The organism is Vibrio sp. J502 (assembly GCF_025397955.1).
Lineage (GTDB): Bacteria > Pseudomonadota > Gammaproteobacteria > Enterobacterales > Vibrionaceae > Vibrio > Vibrio anguillarum.
The window spans coordinates 373,928-390,043 of record NZ_CP104554.1 but is presented as its reverse complement, the minus strand read 5'-3'; the positions used below and the strand labels follow the sequence as shown (position 1 = coordinate 390,043).

The 16,116-nt window shown below is 44.9% G+C and carries 14 protein-coding genes; 3 read left to right on the top strand and 11 right to left on the bottom strand.

The genetic code is table 11. From position 1 onward, the window contains the following. Positions 1 to 42: 42 nt before the first annotated feature. From lpxD to rpsB, 11 genes are all read right to left on the bottom strand, one after another. Complete coding sequence (gene lpxD / locus N5E84_RS01890) at positions 43 to 1,074, bottom strand: UDP-3-O-(3-hydroxymyristoyl)glucosamine N-acyltransferase (RefSeq protein ID WP_013856213.1); 1,032 nt, start codon at positions 1,072 to 1,074, stop codon at positions 43 to 45. 7 nt (positions 1,075 to 1,081) lie between these two features. Further along, on the bottom strand, positions 1,082 to 1,591 hold the full coding sequence (locus N5E84_RS01885) for an OmpH family outer membrane protein (protein ID WP_013856212.1): 510 nt from the start codon (positions 1,589 to 1,591) through the stop codon (positions 1,082 to 1,084). Between the two features lie 15 nt (positions 1,592 to 1,606). Next, complete coding sequence (gene bamA, locus N5E84_RS01880) at positions 1,607 to 4,039, bottom strand: outer membrane protein assembly factor BamA (RefSeq protein WP_019282310.1); 2,433 nt, start codon at positions 4,037 to 4,039, stop codon at positions 1,607 to 1,609. A gap of 48 nt (positions 4,040 to 4,087) precedes the next feature. Then, entirely contained in the window at positions 4,088 to 5,446 is a 1,359-nt protein-coding gene (rseP, locus tag N5E84_RS01875) for a sigma E protease regulator RseP (protein WP_019282311.1), read from the bottom strand. Then, positions 5,443 to 6,651, bottom strand: a complete 1,209-nt coding sequence (gene ispC, locus N5E84_RS01870; RefSeq protein ID WP_019282312.1) for a 1-deoxy-D-xylulose-5-phosphate reductoisomerase — start codon at positions 6,649 to 6,651, stop codon at positions 5,443 to 5,445. The genes rseP and ispC overlap by 4 nt, the downstream gene beginning before the upstream one ends. Before the next feature lie 48 nt (positions 6,652 to 6,699). After that, positions 6,700 to 7,542: a phosphatidate cytidylyltransferase gene (locus N5E84_RS01865; protein WP_019282313.1), complete on the bottom strand. Its 843-nt coding sequence runs from the start codon at positions 7,540 to 7,542 to the stop codon at positions 6,700 to 6,702. Between the two features lie 13 nt (positions 7,543 to 7,555). Beyond that, positions 7,556 to 8,311, bottom strand: a complete 756-nt coding sequence (locus tag N5E84_RS01860; RefSeq protein ID WP_013856207.1) for an isoprenyl transferase — start codon at positions 8,309 to 8,311, stop codon at positions 7,556 to 7,558. Positions 8,312 to 8,406: 95 nt separating this feature from the next. Further along, a complete protein-coding gene (gene frr, locus N5E84_RS01855; protein WP_010320122.1) occupies positions 8,407 to 8,964 on the bottom strand; it encodes a ribosome recycling factor in 558 nt (185 codons plus the stop codon). Between the two features lie 35 nt (positions 8,965 to 8,999). Beyond that, positions 9,000 to 9,731, bottom strand: coding sequence for a UMP kinase (gene pyrH, locus N5E84_RS01850; protein ID WP_010320123.1), 732 nt, complete (start codon positions 9,729 to 9,731; stop codon positions 9,000 to 9,002). 152 nt (positions 9,732 to 9,883) lie between these two features. Then, positions 9,884 to 10,729 (bottom strand): translation elongation factor Ts, encoded by an 846-nt coding sequence (gene tsf, locus N5E84_RS01845; RefSeq protein ID WP_017044010.1) that lies wholly within the window; start codon positions 10,727 to 10,729, stop codon positions 9,884 to 9,886. A 128-nt stretch (positions 10,730 to 10,857) separates the two neighbouring features. Next, positions 10,858 to 11,589, bottom strand: coding sequence for a 30S ribosomal protein S2 (gene rpsB, locus N5E84_RS01840; protein ID WP_019282314.1), 732 nt, complete (start codon positions 11,587 to 11,589; stop codon positions 10,858 to 10,860). Positions 11,590 to 11,974: 385 nt separating this feature from the next. Between rpsB and map the strand changes: the two genes are divergently transcribed. The 3 genes from map to N5E84_RS01825 all read left to right on the top strand — a co-directional run bounded on the left by map (position 11,975) and on the right by N5E84_RS01825 (position 16,071). After that, entirely contained in the window at positions 11,975 to 12,817 is an 843-nt protein-coding gene (gene map, locus N5E84_RS01835; protein ID WP_017044011.1) for a type I methionyl aminopeptidase, read from the top strand. A 117-nt stretch (positions 12,818 to 12,934) separates the two neighbouring features. Continuing rightward, the gene (gene glnD / locus N5E84_RS01830) at positions 12,935 to 15,559 is read left to right on the top strand and encodes a bifunctional uridylyltransferase/uridylyl-removing protein GlnD (protein ID WP_069211886.1); all 2,625 of its coding nucleotides are present in this window, start codon (positions 12,935 to 12,937) and stop codon (positions 15,557 to 15,559) included. 128 nt (positions 15,560 to 15,687) lie between these two features. After that, positions 15,688 to 16,071, top strand: coding sequence for a DUF3461 family protein (locus N5E84_RS01825; protein WP_026027637.1), 384 nt, complete (start codon positions 15,688 to 15,690; stop codon positions 16,069 to 16,071). Positions 16,072 to 16,116: the final 45 nt, after the last annotated feature.

The window sequence follows — 16,116 nt, the reverse complement described above, 5'->3', positions numbered from 1 at the left end:
AAAAGACTCGCAGTTGGCGAGCCTAATCGGGAAAAAGTAGAATTAGGATTCCGCTTCCTGCTCTAAGTACTTTTCAAGTGCTTTAAGTCGCTTGTGCATATCTTCGATACGGTGAACGCGAGCGGCAGTTTTACGCCATTCTTTGTTCGGTTGCAACGGAATACCAGAAGAGAACATGCCTTTCTCGGTGATGCTGCGCATCACCATTCCCATGCCAGTAATGGTGACCCCATCGACAATCTCGATATGGCCATTGATGACAGTACCACCACCAATAATGCAATATTTACCTATGTGGGTGCTGCCAGCAATGATGGTACCGCCAGCAATTGCAGTGCCATAGCCAATACAGACGTTATGTGCTATCTGTAATTGGTTATCGAGAATGACGTTATCTTCAATAATCGTGTCATCTAATGCGCCACGATCAATTGTCGTGCAGGCACCGATTTCAACTCGATTACCGATCCGGACTGTGCCAATTTGCGGAATTTTAATCCACTCACCTTTCTCATTGGCATAGCCAAAACCATCAGAACCAATCACGGCACCTGACTGAATAAGGCACGCCGAGCCAATTTCCACTTCGTGGTAAACGCTGACATTTGCCCACAACTGGGTGTTAGCGCCAATTTTGGCGTTTTTACCGATGAAACAGCCGGCACCAATGGAGACGTTATCGCCCAGTTGCACGCCCGTCTCAATGACCGCGTTTGCACCAATAGAAACGTTCTGCCCTAGCTGGGCATCCGGTGCAACAACCGCAGAAGAGCTGATATCACTCGCAGGTCGCGGTGTCGTGTCCAGCGCTTGCGCCACCTTTGCAAAAGCAACGTATGGGTCAGCGACGACCAATACATTGGTTGTACACAATTCACGTTCACTAGCCTTGACCATAATCACCGTTGCGCGGCATTGACCAAGGTGTTTGTTATATTTGGGATTAGAGAGGAAAGTTACGTAACCTTCCTGCGCCTTATCCATAGGTGCGACAGCGGAAACTGTCGCAGAGCCATCACCAAACAGCTCTCCCCCGGTGATGGTTGCCAATTCGGCTAAAGTCAGTTTTGCCATAATAATATTATTTTAGTTGTTTAATTACTTTCTCTGATAGGTTGTAGTCCGGCTTACCATATTGCATAGCTTGCACGTCAACAACGATGTCATAACCTTCTTTTTCCGCAACTTTCTTCACAGCGTCTTGAATCACCATGAAGAGTTTTTGCTTCTCTTCACTCTCACGACGCGCTGAGGCTTGCTCTAACGCTTGCGCTTTGATTTTGTACTTGCTGTCTAATTGACCAATTTCAATACGCAGCTTCTCGATCTCATCTTGACCTAGCAGTTCGCCATCACGTTTAAGTTTTTCAATTTTGGTTTTTGCTTCAGCTTGAATTGACTGTAGCTCTGCCCCTTTATCTTTAAACTCTTCTTGTAATTTTTGCAGCACAACTTCTCGTTGAGGTAATGCTTGGAATACTTGCGCGGTATTAATGTAACCTACTTTCTGCGCCGCCTCAGCGGCTTGCGCAAAAAATGATGAACTCAGTACAACTAGGCCCAATCCTGCCGCTTGAATCGCTTTTTTCAAAATACTTTCCTCTAATTAGAATGTTCTGCCGATCGTGAAAGTGAAGAACTCTTCATTATCACCTTCATAAATTTTAATAGGTTTGGCAATTGAAAATACCAATGGCCCCATAGGTGACATCCACTGTAGTGCCGCACCATAGGAGGAACGGTAATTCATTGGATCTGAGTAATCGTAATAATACTGATCACCATAACCGAGTTTCCCATCTTTGTAATCGAACTCTGTATCCCAAACGCTGGCCATATCGAAGAAGATGCTGGTGCGAATTTGGCTACGAGTTTCATCAGAGGCAAATGGCGTCGGTACAATCAGCTCTACGCTGGCCAGCGCGACCGCGTTACCACCGACAGAGTCATCTGTTGCGCTATAGCAGCGGTTGTTGCCACCATTATTGCCATTACAGCCTGTCGCATCGTTATAAATCGCTTTCGGTCCAGCCGAGTTAGATCCAAAACCACGCAAAGTGGTAAAGCCACCTGCATAATAGTTTTCATAGAATGGGAACAAGTTATCGTTACCATCCGTTTTCCCGTAACCATTACCATACCCTAAGCGTCCTCTTAGCAAGAGTGAAAACTCATGTTTTTTGGTTAATGGGAAATACTGGCGGACATCGTACTGCGCTTTGAAATACTTTACGTCTGAGCCCGGCACTGTCATCTTGTAGAAAGCGCGTTGGTGATTCCCCGCCGTTGGGAAAATGGTTCGGTTTAAATTATTGCGCGTCCATGAGATGTTGACGTCAAAGTCATTGGTGATCAAACTGCCATCATCGCTACGATTACTCGCTTGAGACTGTAAGAACTGACTAACTTGCACATACTCATCGATATTACCGATCTTGTTGTGCGTGTAACCGATACCGAGGTCAAAACGGTTTAATTCGTCAAATGGGAAACCCCACGTTAAACTTGTGCCGTAACTTTCATTGGTATAATCAACAATACCTGCTTCAGAAGCCTCAAACTGCTTATAGAAAATCTTACCACCCAAACTGACACCATCAAGGTTCCAGTAGGGATCACGGTAATCTAAACTGATGTTCTTTTGATAGTCGTTCATCATGGCATTGATGCCAACTCGATTACCTGAACCAATGAAGTTATCTTGCTGTAAACCAACCTGAAAACTCACGCCTGATTCTGTACCATAACCGACACCAAAGTTAACACTACCTGAGTTGGCCTCTTTCACGTTGTACACCAGATCGACTTGGTCTTCACTGCCAGGTACACGTACAGTTTGCACATCCACCGTTTCAAAGAAGCCAAGACGGTTTAAGCGGCTCTTACCCGTATCAATCGCTTTAGAGCTCAGCCAACTGCCTTCCATTTGACGCATTTCGCGGCGCAAAACTTCATCTTTGGTTGAGTTATTACCGACAAAGCGAATATCACGGACATAGATACGCTTACCCGCTTCCACATGAATAACCAAGGAAACTTCTTGCGTTTCATCATTAAATTCTGGGATAGTTCGAACTTGAGGATAAGCATAGCCAGCTTCACCCAATACTCGTTTTACATCTTCTTCAAGCTTGGTCACCAGTGAGCCGTTATAGGTTTCCTCGGCTTCAAACGGGATCAAAGCGGTAAATTCAGCCTCTTTGCCAATCAGCTCTCCGCGGAATTTAACGTCTTTGATTTTATAAGGCTGACCTTCGCTAATGCCTAAAGTGATATAAACGCCTTTTTTATCAGGAGAAATAGCAACTTGCGTGGAATCGACTTGAAACTTTAAGTAGCCACGGTCGAGGTAGAAAGAGCGCAAAGCTTCAATATCAGCGGCTAAGACCTGCTTTTGGTATTTATCATCAGAGAGGAAATTCCACCACGCCACATCGACATTCAAATTGAAGCGTGACAGTAAATCTTGGTCACTAAACACTTCATTGCCAATAAAGTTGATTTGCTGGATTTTCGCAGAAACCCCTTCACTGAACACAAATTTAAGGTCAGCACGGTTGCGAGGTAAAGGTGTCACCACCGCTTTTACGGTCGCGTTGTACTTACCCACGCTGTAGTAAAAATCTTCCAACCCCTTTTCAATGTTGCTCAAGGTCGTACGATCAAGCGCCTCACCGATGCGGATATTGGATGCATCAAGATTCTGCTGCAACTGCTCTTCTTTGATCGCTTTATTTCCAGAGAAGGAAACACTTGCAATGGTTGGACGTTCTTTAACCTGAACGATCAGAACGTTGTTGTCTCGTAATACTTTGATGTCTTCAAAGTTGCCCGAAGTGTAAAGTGCTTTGATAATATCCGCGACATCTTGTGCATCAACGGTATCGCCAATTCGAACGGGCATTTTAAGCAATGCGGCGCCGAGCGCAACGCGTTGAAGCCCTTCAATTTGAATATCCTGCACTACGAAATTCTCGGCACTATGTGCTGAGAGGCTGGTTGCCAATAGTGTCGCGAAAAGGATCTGTTTCATTGCCATATTTATTCTTGTTATTCCTTGCTACAACTTCTGCCTAATGGTTACAAATCACAGGCGACTAAAATCATTAAATATTGCCACAGCCATCAAAGAAAAGATGATCGCCCCACCAATTCGGTATCCCATTTCTTGAATCTTCTCTGGGACAGGACGACGAATAACGGCTTCAATTGCAAAAAACAGTAAGTGTCCGCCATCTAACATTGGCAGTGGTACTAGATTGATAATGCCTAAGTTGACACTAATCAGAGCCAGAAAACCCAAGAAATAGACCAAACCATAGTCAGCGGTAGTTCCTGCTCCTTTGGCAATCGAAATTGGCCCACTCAGATTATTCAACCCCACATCACCGACCACCAGTTTTTTCAACATACTGACGGTTAGGTTGATCACTTGCTGTGTTTTTTCAACCGCTTTTCCGACTGATTCAAATACACCATATTGCAGCTCAAATCGATAACTTTCCGGCCATTCTGCGACTTTAGGAGCGATTCCCGCAAAACCTATCGTTTTGCCTTGCGGTAACTCACGAACGTCAGGCGTAAGCTCGATAGTCAAGCGTTGTTCATCACGCACAACAACCAATGAAACTGGTTGATTGGGATGGCTTTGTATCAACGCCACAACTTGCTGCCAATGGTTTATCTTCGCACCGTTGGCTTCGATCAAGGTGTCCCCAACTTCTAACCCGGCCTTCTCTCCGGCGCTGCCTTGAGAAACATTGGTTAGCGTCAGCGATATTTCAGGGACAAATGGTTTAAAACCTAACGCTCCCATAGCAGACTCTGTTTCTGGGTTAAAGTTCCAAGAACGGATATCTAATGTTTTGATTTCATCCACACCAATTTCATTATTGGTTCCGACGGTGAGCGTTAATTGTTCATCACCAATATGGCTAATCAGCCCCATATTGACCGATTCCCAATCTAAGGTATTCACTCCTGAGACTGCTTTGATCTGCATTCCTGACTCTAAACCCGCTTGAGCGGCGATCGATTGCGGGGCAATTTCGCCAATCACAGGTTTTACCGCTGGGACGCCAATTAAGAACACGAGCCAATAGGCAAAAATGGCGAAGAAAAAGTTAAAAGCAGGCCCAGCACTCACGACAGCGACACGTTTCCACAATGGTTTTTGGTCAAAAGCTAAGGGTTTTAATTCAGCTGGAACATCATCAACACGGCTATCGAGCATTTTAACGTAGCCGCCGAGAGGAATAATTGAGAGGTTGTACTCGGTGCCATCTTTGGCTACTCGGCTCCAAAGTGATTTACCAAAGCCAATGGAAAATTTTTCGACTTTAATTCCGCAGCGACGTGCTACCCAAAAATGACCAAATTCATGCACAGCAACCAATATACCTAACGCAATGATGAAAGAGACGAAATTCCACAAAATACCACTCATAATAAATGCTCTTGTATGATTTGCTGGGCAATAGTGCGCGCCATTCTATCGAGCTCTAACAAGCTTTCCAAGTCATAGCAATGTAACTGAGTATGTGCTGCACACACTTTTGACAATACACGTTCATTAACTTGTGCGATATCGGTAAAACGAATTTGCTTATTTAAAAAAGCTTCAACGGCTATTTCGTTGGCTGCATTTAAAGAGGTGGTGGCATGTTGCCCTTGATAGCAAGCATCAATCGCCAATCCCAAACAAGGATAACGCTCGTAGTCCACATCCATAAAACTCAAATTACTTAATTTGGTAAAATCCAGTGCCGGAACCCCCGCAGTAATGCGTTCTGGATAAGAGAGAGTTAAAGCAATTGGCGTGGACATATCGGGTTCCCCCATTTGCGCAAGCACCGAACCATCGCGGTACTGCACCATAGAGTGGATCACCGATTGTGGGTGGATTAACACTTTTAATTGCTGTTTCGATGCATTAAACAGCCACTTAGCTTCAATATATTCCAAACCTTTGTTCATCATAGTGGCGGAATCAACCGAAATTTTCGGCCCCATCGACCAGTTAGGATGAGCAATCGCTTGCTGTGGTGAAACATCTGCTAACGTGGATAAATCACTGTAGCGAAAAGGGCCGCCAGAGCCCGTGAGCAGAATATGTTGCACACCATGTTCTTGTAAATCACAGCGACCCAAAGAGCCTTGAATTTCAGGGGGTAAGCATTGAAAAATCGCGTTATGTTCGCTATCGACAGGGAGCAATTCCGCACCGTGTTTTTCGACCGCATCAATAAACAACTGGCCAGACATCACCAAGGCTTCTTTGTTTGCCAACAAAACACGCTTGCCCGCCTTTACCGCGGCCATGGTTGGTAACAAACCTGCTGCACCAACAATCGCCGCCATCACCGTATCCACCTCATCTAATGCGGCGACGTGGCACATGGCGTCTTCACCAAATAATACGGTTGTTTTTAAGTTCAATGACTGCAATTGAGCTAAAAGCTCATCCGCCGCCTTTTGGTTTGCCATTACCGCATAAACTGGCTGCCAACGCTGGCATAGCTCACGCATTTTATTGACATTATTTCCCGCGGCTAAAGCCACAACGGAAAAGTGTTCGGGATTTTGAGCCACGACTTTTAATGTGCTTGCCCCAATTGAACCTGTGGCCCCGAGAATCGTTAACTTACGCATAGCAACAACCGTGAATTAAGATTGGGGTAAGACAGCTTAACCCAAGCATTAGAAAATGAAATACAGTAGAGCAAAAACAGGAAATGCAGCCGTCAGGCTATCGATACGATCCAAAACGCCGCCATGCCCAGGAATAATATTACTGCTGTCTTTAATTCCTGAAACGCGCTTAAACATACTTTCGACCAGATCACCGAGCACAGAGATAATCACAGTCGCTAATGTAATACCGACCATCGACAGCGTGTTTGTAAACCGGATATCAAACCAATCAGCAGTAAACCACGCGACAATCAATGCCGTAATAATGCCACCAATCAACCCTTCAATGGTTTTATTTGGACTGACTGCTGGTGCCATTTTGTGCTTACCAAAACTTTTGCCCGCAAAATAAGCGCCACTGTCTGCAGCCCAAACAATTAAGCAGACAAATAGCACCAACTTAGCACCGTGGTATGGCTCACTCAAAAAGGCTTCTGCGCGTAAAAATAGTACGCTCCAGAAAAAAGGAAGTAGTGTAAGCACACCAAAAAGGTGCTTAAGTAGATTGGATTTTTCCCACCATGGACGGGATTTAGGATAGGTAATAGCTAAAAAGCTAGAAAACAGCCACCAAGCCACCCCAACACTTAATATCACATAGTGATTCGAGTTCATGCTGGCTAGGCTAACGGCATCAGAGGAAATTAGTAGGTAACTTGCTCCACCAATAATAATGGCTGGCAACAGCGCCAGATACCTAGATGTCGAATCGATAAACTGCGTCCATTCCCATACACCGACGAGCGCCACAAGGGCCAAAATGGCCATAAATAGGGGGAGTGGCAGTTCAAAAATGCCCAGCATCACCAGTGGAGCTAATATGAGCGCCGTGATAATTCGTTGCTTCAAACTAATGGATCCTTTATTTCTGTTCCATCAATGCCTTAACCTGTTCCCCTGTGCAGCCAAAACGGCGTTCACGGTTAACAAACCAAGTCACTGCTTCAATTAAACTTTCTTCACCAAACTCAGGCCAGTAAATCGGCGTAAAGTACATCTCTGCATAGGCCAATTGCCACAACATAAAATTACTAATACGACATTCACCGCTGGTACGAATGAGCAAATCCACTTCAGGAATATCAGACATCGTTAGCGACTGTGTAATCAGCGTCTCGTCAATCTGATCAGGAGAAAGCTCACCGCTCGCCACTTTGACCGCGATAGAGCGCATTGCTTCTGTGATATCCCATTTTCCGCCATAGTTTGCGGCGATATTAACGACCATGCCACTGTTTGATGAGGTTAACTCTTCTGCCTGAGCTATTTTTGTTTGTAAGCGTGAGCTAAAACGTGTTTTATCACCAATGACTCTAAGACGCAGATTGTTCTTATGCAGCTTTTTTACTTCTGTGGATAGCACAGTAATAAATAACTCCATCAACACGCCCACTTCAGCTTCCGGACGCCGCCAATTTTCACTGCTAAAGGCAAACAAAGTAACGGCTTTAATACCCAATTTCGCTGCAGTAGAAATCGTTCTTCGGACCGCTGCTACACCATTCTTATGACCAAATACACGAGGTTTACCTTGTGCTTTAGCCCAACGGCCATTTCCGTCCATAATGATTGCGATGTGTTGGGGTAATACATCAGATGAGAGGGATGAGTTTTGCATAAGAAATTAATTGATTACCAAACTGATAGGGCAAAATAGCATAAAAAAACGCTGCACTGTGAGCACAGCGTTTTAGAAAGGCTAAAAAGAGCGAATTAAACTTCCATTAACTCTTTTTCTTTTGCAGCAAGAACTTCATCAATTCTCTTAATCGCTACATCGGTAAGTTTTTGAATCTCTTCTTGCGCTTTATGATCTTCGTCTTCAGAGATTTCTTTATCTTTCAGTAGAGCTTTTAAGTCGCCATTGGCATCACGACGAATGTTGCGAACTGCAACGCGACCACCTTCAGCTTCACCACGAACAATTTTCACCAAATTACGACGACGTTCTTCGGTCAGTGGTGGCAGTGGTACACGAATAACCGTACCTGCAGACATTGGGTTTAGACCCAAATCAGACATCAAAATCGCTTTTTCAACTTTTGGCGTCAACTCTTTATCAAAAACAGTGATCGCGAGAGTACGTGCATCTTCAGCTACAACGTTAGCGATTTGATTCAGCGGTGTCGAAGCACCATAGTAATCGACAGAAATGCCGGAGAGTAAACTTGGGTGAGCGCGACCAGTACGTACCTTAGAAAGGTTGTTTTTCAGGGCATCTACGCTCTTATCCATACGCTCTTGAGCGTCTTTCTTGATTTCGTTAATCACAAATATCACCTACTTGTTTTTTTGTTTTGGAGTGATTAGTCAGCGGTGCTAATTAGTGTACCTTCCGCTTCACCCATTACCACGCGACGTAGTGCGCCCGGTTTGTTCATATTAAATACGCGGATTGGCATTTTATGGTCACGCGCTAGCGTAAACGCGGCCAAGTCCATCACTTTTAGCTCTTTTTCAAGCACGGTTGTATAAGACAGCTTATCATACAGTTCTGCGTCTGGGTTTGCCACTGGGTCTGCACTAAATACGCCATCTACTTTTGTCGCTTTTAGAACCACATCCGCTTCAATTTCAATACCGCGCAAACAGGCAGCAGAATCAGTTGTGAAGAATGGGTTACCAGTACCCGCTGAGAAGATCACAACACGTCCTTGACGTAGTTGGCTGATAGCATCGGCCCAATTGTAATCGTCACACACACCTTTAAGAGGAATGGCAGACATCACGCGCGCATTCACATAAGCACGGTGCAAAGCATCACGCATTGCCAAACCATTCATTACGGTTGCCAGCATTCCCATGTGGTCGCCCACAACACGGTTCATGCCCGCTTCAGCAAGACCTGCGCCACGGAATAAGTTACCGCCGCCGATGACAACACCCACTTGAACACCCAGTTCAACCAGTTCTTTTACTTCCTGTGCCATGCGATCTAACACCGCAGGATCAATACCAAAACCTTCTTCGCCTTGTAGCGCTTCACCGCTAAGTTTTAACAGGATACGTTGATAGGCTGGTTTAGGGTTCGTAGTCATGGAGCTTACCTTCCAAATAGAGAGTTGTTAATTAACAGTCATGATTTAAAACTGAATACTGAATTCTAAATCATCACAATTAGTCTCAATATGCCATTCGTAAAAAGACCGCAGCCTTGGCTACGGTCTCTTTTTAGGCAAAATCGCTAGGATTAACCTTTTTGAACCATTGCAACTTCTTCAGCGAAGCTAAGTTCTTGAGCTTTCTCAATACCTTCACCAACTTCTAGACGTACGAAGTTAGTAACGGTTGCGCCTTTAGCTTTCAGCATTGCGCCAACAGTTTGAGAAGGATCCATGATGAACGCTTGACCAGTAAGTGATACCTCACCTGTGAACTTAGTCATGCGGCCTTCAACCATTTTCTCAGCAATTGCTGCTGGCTTGCCAGATTGCATTGCGATTTCGATTTGGATTTCACGCTCTTTAGCCACAACTTCTGCTGGTACATCTTCAGGGTTCACGTACTCAGGTTTTGCAGCAGCAACGTGCATTGCTACGTGTTTGATGGTCTCTTCATCCGCTTCACCAGCAACCACAACACCGATACGGTCGCCATGGCGGTATGAACCAACTTTAGCGCCTTCGATGTAATGAACGCGACGGATAGTGATGTTTTCACCAATTTTAGCAACAAGAGCAATACGTGCTTCTTCAAATTTAGCTTGAAGTGCTGCGATATCTAGACGCTCAGCAAGTGCAACCTCTAGAACTTCGTTAGCGAACGCTAGGAAGCTTGAATCTTTGGCTACGAAGTCAGTTTGGCAGTTCACTTCTAGAAGTGCTGCAAAACCATCAGCTTCTTTAATTAGGATAGTACCTTCAGCTGCGATGTTACCTGCTTTTTTCGCTGCTTTAGCTGCGCCGCTTTTGCGCATGTTTTCAATTGCTAGTTCGATGTCAGCGTTTGCTTCTACAAGCGCTTTTTTACATTCCATCATACCTGCGCCAGTACGCTCGCGCAGTTCTTTTACTAGAGCAGCAGTTACAGTTGCCATTCTCTATTCCTCAGTTGATTCTGGTGGTAAAAATCAGGGGCCGATTGTTTGGCCCCTGATGCTAACTATAACTTGTTCAATGCATCAATCGTGTGACACATATAATCAAGTGTGACTCAGAGCCGCTATTATTCTGCTTCTACGAAACCGTCTTTTGCAGCAGCAAGCGCAGCTGCATCTTTGTTACGACCTTCGTTAACCGTTTCTGCAACAGCATTTAGGTAAAGCTGGATTGCACGGATTGCGTCGTCGTTACCAGGGATAATGTAGTCAACGCCATCTGGGTTAGAGTTAGTATCAACAACAGCGTAAACTGGGATAGCTAGGTTGTTTGCTTCTTTAACTGCAATGTGCTCGTGATCTGCATCGATAACGAATAGTGCGTCAGGTAGACCGCCCATATCTTTGATACCACCAAGAGATTTCTCTAGCTTCTCCATTTCACGAGTACGCATTAGAGCTTCTTTCTTAGTTAGCTTATCAAAAGTGCCATCTGTTGCTTGAATTTCAAGCTCTTTTAGACGCTTGATTGACTGACGAACAGTTTTCCAGTTAGTTAGCATGCCGCCCAACCAGCGGTTGTTAACGTAGAATTGGTTGCTTGCGATAGCCGCTTCTTTAACAGCTTCAGATGCTGCGCGTTTAGTACCAACGAAAAGAACTTTACCTTTTTTCTCGCCAACTTTTTGTAGCTCAGCTAGAGCTTCGTTGAACATAGGAACAGTTTTTTCTAAGTTGATGATGTGAACACGGCTACGAGCACCAAAAATGAATGGCTTCATTTTTGGGTTCCAGTAACGAGTCTGGTGACCGAAGTGAACACCAGCTTTTAGCATGTCGCGCATTGATACAGTTGCCATTTAAAAATCCTCTATGGGGTTAGGCCTCCACATTCCCCATGTATCCGACCCCTAACATCTATTCGGTTGTTGCCGATAGTTTTATTGTTGGAGCACCCCGGAACACGTGTCGGAATGTGTGTGATTTAAAGATAATGTGTTTAGAAAGGAAGGTGGGCTTCGTCATTTCAGAAGAAAACGCACTTCGATTCCGGCGCGCTTTATACCATATTTAGCCCTTCTCTGGCTAGAAAAAAAATACGACACATCATGGCTTAGGTAAGCTGTAGTTATGCAAACAATTCTTACTTACCGACAGGGATCCCTTGCGATTCATCCATGCACTGCTAGAATAACGCCCATTCGCACAGTTAAGTGCTTAAGAATTAATGCATAGAGAAAGCCGATGTCTGTAAAAATCAAAACTGCTGAAGAAATAGCCAAAATGCGCGTCGCGGGTAAACTGGCTGCCGATGTCCTTGAGATGATTGAACCGCATGTAAAAGTGGGCATCACCACTGAAGAACTTGACCAGATCTGCCACAAGTACATCACTGAAGTACAGCAAGCTATTCCAGCACCATTGAATTACCACGGTTTTCCTAAATCGATCTGTACCTCTATTAATCACATTGTTTGTCACGGCATTCCGGCAACTCAAGATACGCAGTATGGGCAATTACAGCGTCCAGCGGTACTGAAAGAGGGTGATATTCTGAACATTGATATCACGGTTATTAAAGATGGCTACCACGGTGACACCTCAAAGATGTTCTTTGTCGGTGAAGTGTCGCCAGCAGATAAGCGCCTATGTCTTGTTGCGCAAGAGTGTCTTTATATCGGCATGAAGAAGGTCAAGCCCGGTGTTCAATTGGGTGAGATTGGTACTGCGATCGAAAAACACATTAAAACCAATAATAAAAATAACCCACGCCTTAAATTTTCGATTGTGAAAGATTATTGCGGCCACGGTATTGGCGCTCAATTTCATGAAGAACCACAAGTGGTTCACTATAAAAACGGCGACAGAACCGTACTGCGTGAAGGGATGATTTTCACTATCGAGCCAATGATTAATGCAGGTAAATTTGGGTGCCGCCTTGATGATGAAGACAATTGGACGGTTTACACCGCCGATGGCAAAAACTCAGCGCAGTGGGAACACACCATTTTGGTTACCGCCACTGGCTGTGAAGTGCTGACGCTGCGTGAAGAAGAAACCATTCCGCGTCTGATGCATAACGCCTAATTACATCGAACCAAAACCTTATCAATCAATATCCCTCTTGCAGGGATATTTTTTTATCTGCAGTGATTTGATACAGTCAGTCTACGTTGTGACATATCACCAGCATGGATTGCCGTTATGCCTTTTCAGTCTCCCCTCACCCTTACTGACACACAACTCACTATCGGCGAGCTTAAACAACAACTTGAACAGTTCACTCAGTATCAGAAACATCAATTTTTGCACCACCATCCGGTCAACGACCTGGTATTAGGCCGCTCTGAATATATGGACCAACTGCTCTACAGGTTATGGGAACATTATTCATTTTCGCAGGTTCCAGACATCAGTTTAGTGGCCGTCGGAGGCTATGGCCGCGGTGAACTTCATCCTCTTTCGGATATCGATATTCTGGTCGTCTCCAATCATACTTTACCCGCTGAACTCGGCAGTAAAATTAGCGAATTCATTACCTTGTTGTGGGATTTGCGTTTAGAAGTGGGCCATGCCGTGCGTACCGTGCAGCAGTGCGCTGAAATTGGCCGTGAAGATTTAACCGTCGCGACAAACTTACAAGAAGCTCGGTTATTATGTGGCAGCGAAGAGACATTTTATAAACTCAAGATGTTGATTCATTCCGAATCGTTTTGGCCAAGCGAAACCTTTTACCGTGCCAAAATTCAAGAGCAGCGCGACCGACACGCTCGTTACCATGACACCACTTATAACCTTGAACCCGATATCAAATCGACTCCTGGAGGCTTAAGGGACATTCATACTTTAAGCTGGGTGGCTAGACGCCACTTTGGTGCAACATCACTGCTTGAAATGAGTCGTTTTGGTTTTTTAACTGATGCTGAATATCGTGAGCTAGTAGAGTGCCAAGACTTTTTATGGCGCGTGCGCTTTGCGCTGCACATTGAATTAAAACGCTATGACAATCGGCTTATTTTTGCTCATCAAGCTCAAGTGGCAGAACATCTGGGCTTTACTGGTGAAGGGAATCGCGCAGTCGAGATGATGATGAAAGAGTTCTACCGTACGCTACGTCGTGTTGCAGAACTCAACAAAATGCTCCTGCGTCTGTTTGATCAAGCCATACTCAATAACGGCGAAGAAGCCGTGGCAGAAATTTTAGATGATGATTTTCAACGTCGTGGCAACTTAATAGAAGCTCGTAAACCCGCGCTTTTCCAAGCTCGCCCTGAAACGATCTTAGATATGTTTATTCATATCGCCAATGATTCCAGCATCGAAAGCGTCGCACCCACAACCATGCGCCAGTTGCGTACAGCCAGAAGGCGGCTCAATAAATTCCTGCACACCATTCCCGAAGCGCGTGAGAAATTCATGGCATTGGTACGTCACCCTAACGCACTACATCGTGCGTTCAGCCTGATGCATAAATTAGGCGTGCTCGCCGCTTATCTTCCCCAATGGAGCCAAATTGTTGGACAAATGCAGTTCGACCTATTCCATGTTTATACGGTCGATGAACACAGCATTCGTCTTCTCAAACACATCAATACCTTTAGCTACGCACAAAATCACGATAAACACCCCATCTGTTGCGAAGTTTACCCACGCCTCCAGAAAAAGGAGATGCTGATTCTGGCCGCTATTTTTCACGACATTGCCAAAGGGCGTGGCGGCGATCACTCTGAAATCGGTGCGGTAGAAGCCTATGATTTTTGTATTGAACACGGTTTATCAAAACCTGAAGCAAAATTAGTCTCTTGGCTGGTACAAAACCACCTCTTGATGTCGGTAACGGCGCAAAGACGCGACATTTACGACCCAGATGTCATTACCGAATTTGCCAAAAAAGTGCGCGATGAAGAGTATCTCGAACATCTTGTTTGCCTGACTGTCGCGGACATCTGCGCTACTAACCCTGAGCTTTGGAACAGTTGGAAACGCACCTTACTGGCAGAGCTATATCACTCAACACAGCGGGCACTTAGGCGTGGGCTTGAAAACCCGGTAGATGTGCGCGATCGCATTCGCCACAACCAACAAATGGCATCCGCATTGCTTCGTAAAGAAGGCTACAGCGCACGCGAAATTGAAGTGCTTTGGCAACGCTTTAAAGCGGATTACTTTTTGCGTCACACTCACAAGCAGATCGCTTGGCATTGTGAGCACCTACTCAAACATAGTGACCCAAGCCAACCGCTGATCCTGATGAGCAAAAAAGCCACTCGTGGCGGCACTGAATTGTTTGTTTACACTAAAGATCAACCTGCCCTCTTTGCGACTGTAGTTGCTGAACTGGACCGCCGAAATCTCAATGTTCATGATGCGCAGATCATGTCGAGTAAAGATGGCTACGTCCTTGATACCTTCATGGTACTGGATCAAAACGGCCATGCAATTGACGAAGAGTGTCACCCATCGTTGATCAAACACCTACTCAGTGGGCTAGAAACGGGTTGGCAGAACAAACTGAAATTGCGCCGCACGCCACGTAACTTGCAACATTTTAAAGTCAAAACTAAAGTCGATTTTTTACCCACCAAAAGCAATAAACGAACCTTAATGGAATTAGTCGCACTTGATACTCCGGGACTGCTGGCAACGGTCGGAGCCACATTTGCTGACTTAAACATTAACCTGCATGGTGCAAAAATCACCACCATTGGCGAACGAGCAGAAGATTTATTTATTCTCACCGGTTCGCAAGGCGGAAAATTGAGTGAAGAAGAAGAGCGCACGTTACGTGAAATGCTGATTAAAAATGTTTCTGAACTCGCGCCAAATTAAACGGAAAAGGAAAGCGATCTGGTCCACAACTTGAACCATTGATATCACGATGAACTATCTCGGGCGAGCATGGACTGCTACATTGATATGGTTAATTGATGTGTCACAAAATACAATAGAGGTTGCCTATGTATCCCTACCTCACCGGTTTAGGCATTCAAGATCCTAAACAGATTGAGCGCTATTCACTTCGTCAAGAAGCCCATAAAGATGTGTTGAAGATTTACTTTCATAAGCAGAAAGGCGAGCTGTTCGCTAAAAGCGTGAAATTTAAATACCCTCGACAAGTAAAAAATGTATTGGTCGATAGCGGCAGCCATCAATACAAGGAGGTGACGGAGATCAACCGTAATTTAACCTTGGTGATTGATGAACTAAATAAAATCACTAAGCCGGTTCCTATGAGTGATCTCGATCTGAAGCAAAAAATATTGACTGACTTGCGCCATTTGGAAAAAGTGGTCACGAGCAAAATCGCTGAAATTGAAGCTGACTTAGAGAAGCTAAAATAGTCTCAAGACGGTAAAGTAACTTTAGATACCCAGAGCATCGAATAA

Coding starts and splice junctions, on each gene's coding strand:
- lpxD (WP_013856213.1), bottom strand. CDS start 1,074: ATGGCAAAACTGACTTTAGCCGAATTGGCAACCATCACCGGGGGAGAG.
- bamA (WP_019282310.1), bottom strand. CDS start 4,039: ATGGCAATGAAACAGATCCTTTTCGCGACACTATTGGCAACCAGCCTC.
- rseP (WP_019282311.1), bottom strand. CDS start 5,446: ATGAGTGGTATTTTGTGGAATTTCGTCTCTTTCATCATTGCGTTAGGT.
- ispC (WP_019282312.1), bottom strand. CDS start 6,651: ATGCGTAAGTTAACGATTCTCGGGGCCACAGGTTCAATTGGGGCAAGC.
- N5E84_RS01860 (WP_013856207.1), bottom strand. CDS start 8,311: ATGCAAAACTCATCCCTCTCATCTGATGTATTACCCCAACACATCGCA.
- pyrH (WP_010320123.1), bottom strand. CDS start 9,731: ATGACTACGAACCCTAAACCAGCCTATCAACGTATCCTGTTAAAACTT.
- tsf (WP_017044010.1), bottom strand. CDS start 10,729: ATGGCAACTGTAACTGCTGCTCTAGTAAAAGAACTGCGCGAGCGTACT.
- rpsB (WP_019282314.1), bottom strand. CDS start 11,589: ATGGCAACTGTATCAATGCGCGACATGCTAAAAGCTGGTGTTCACTTC.
- map (WP_017044011.1), top strand. CDS start 11,975: ATGTCTGTAAAAATCAAAACTGCTGAAGAAATAGCCAAAATGCGCGTC.
- glnD (WP_069211886.1), top strand. CDS start 12,935: ATGCCTTTTCAGTCTCCCCTCACCCTTACTGACACACAACTCACTATC.
- N5E84_RS01825 (WP_026027637.1), top strand. CDS start 15,688: ATGTATCCCTACCTCACCGGTTTAGGCATTCAAGATCCTAAACAGATT.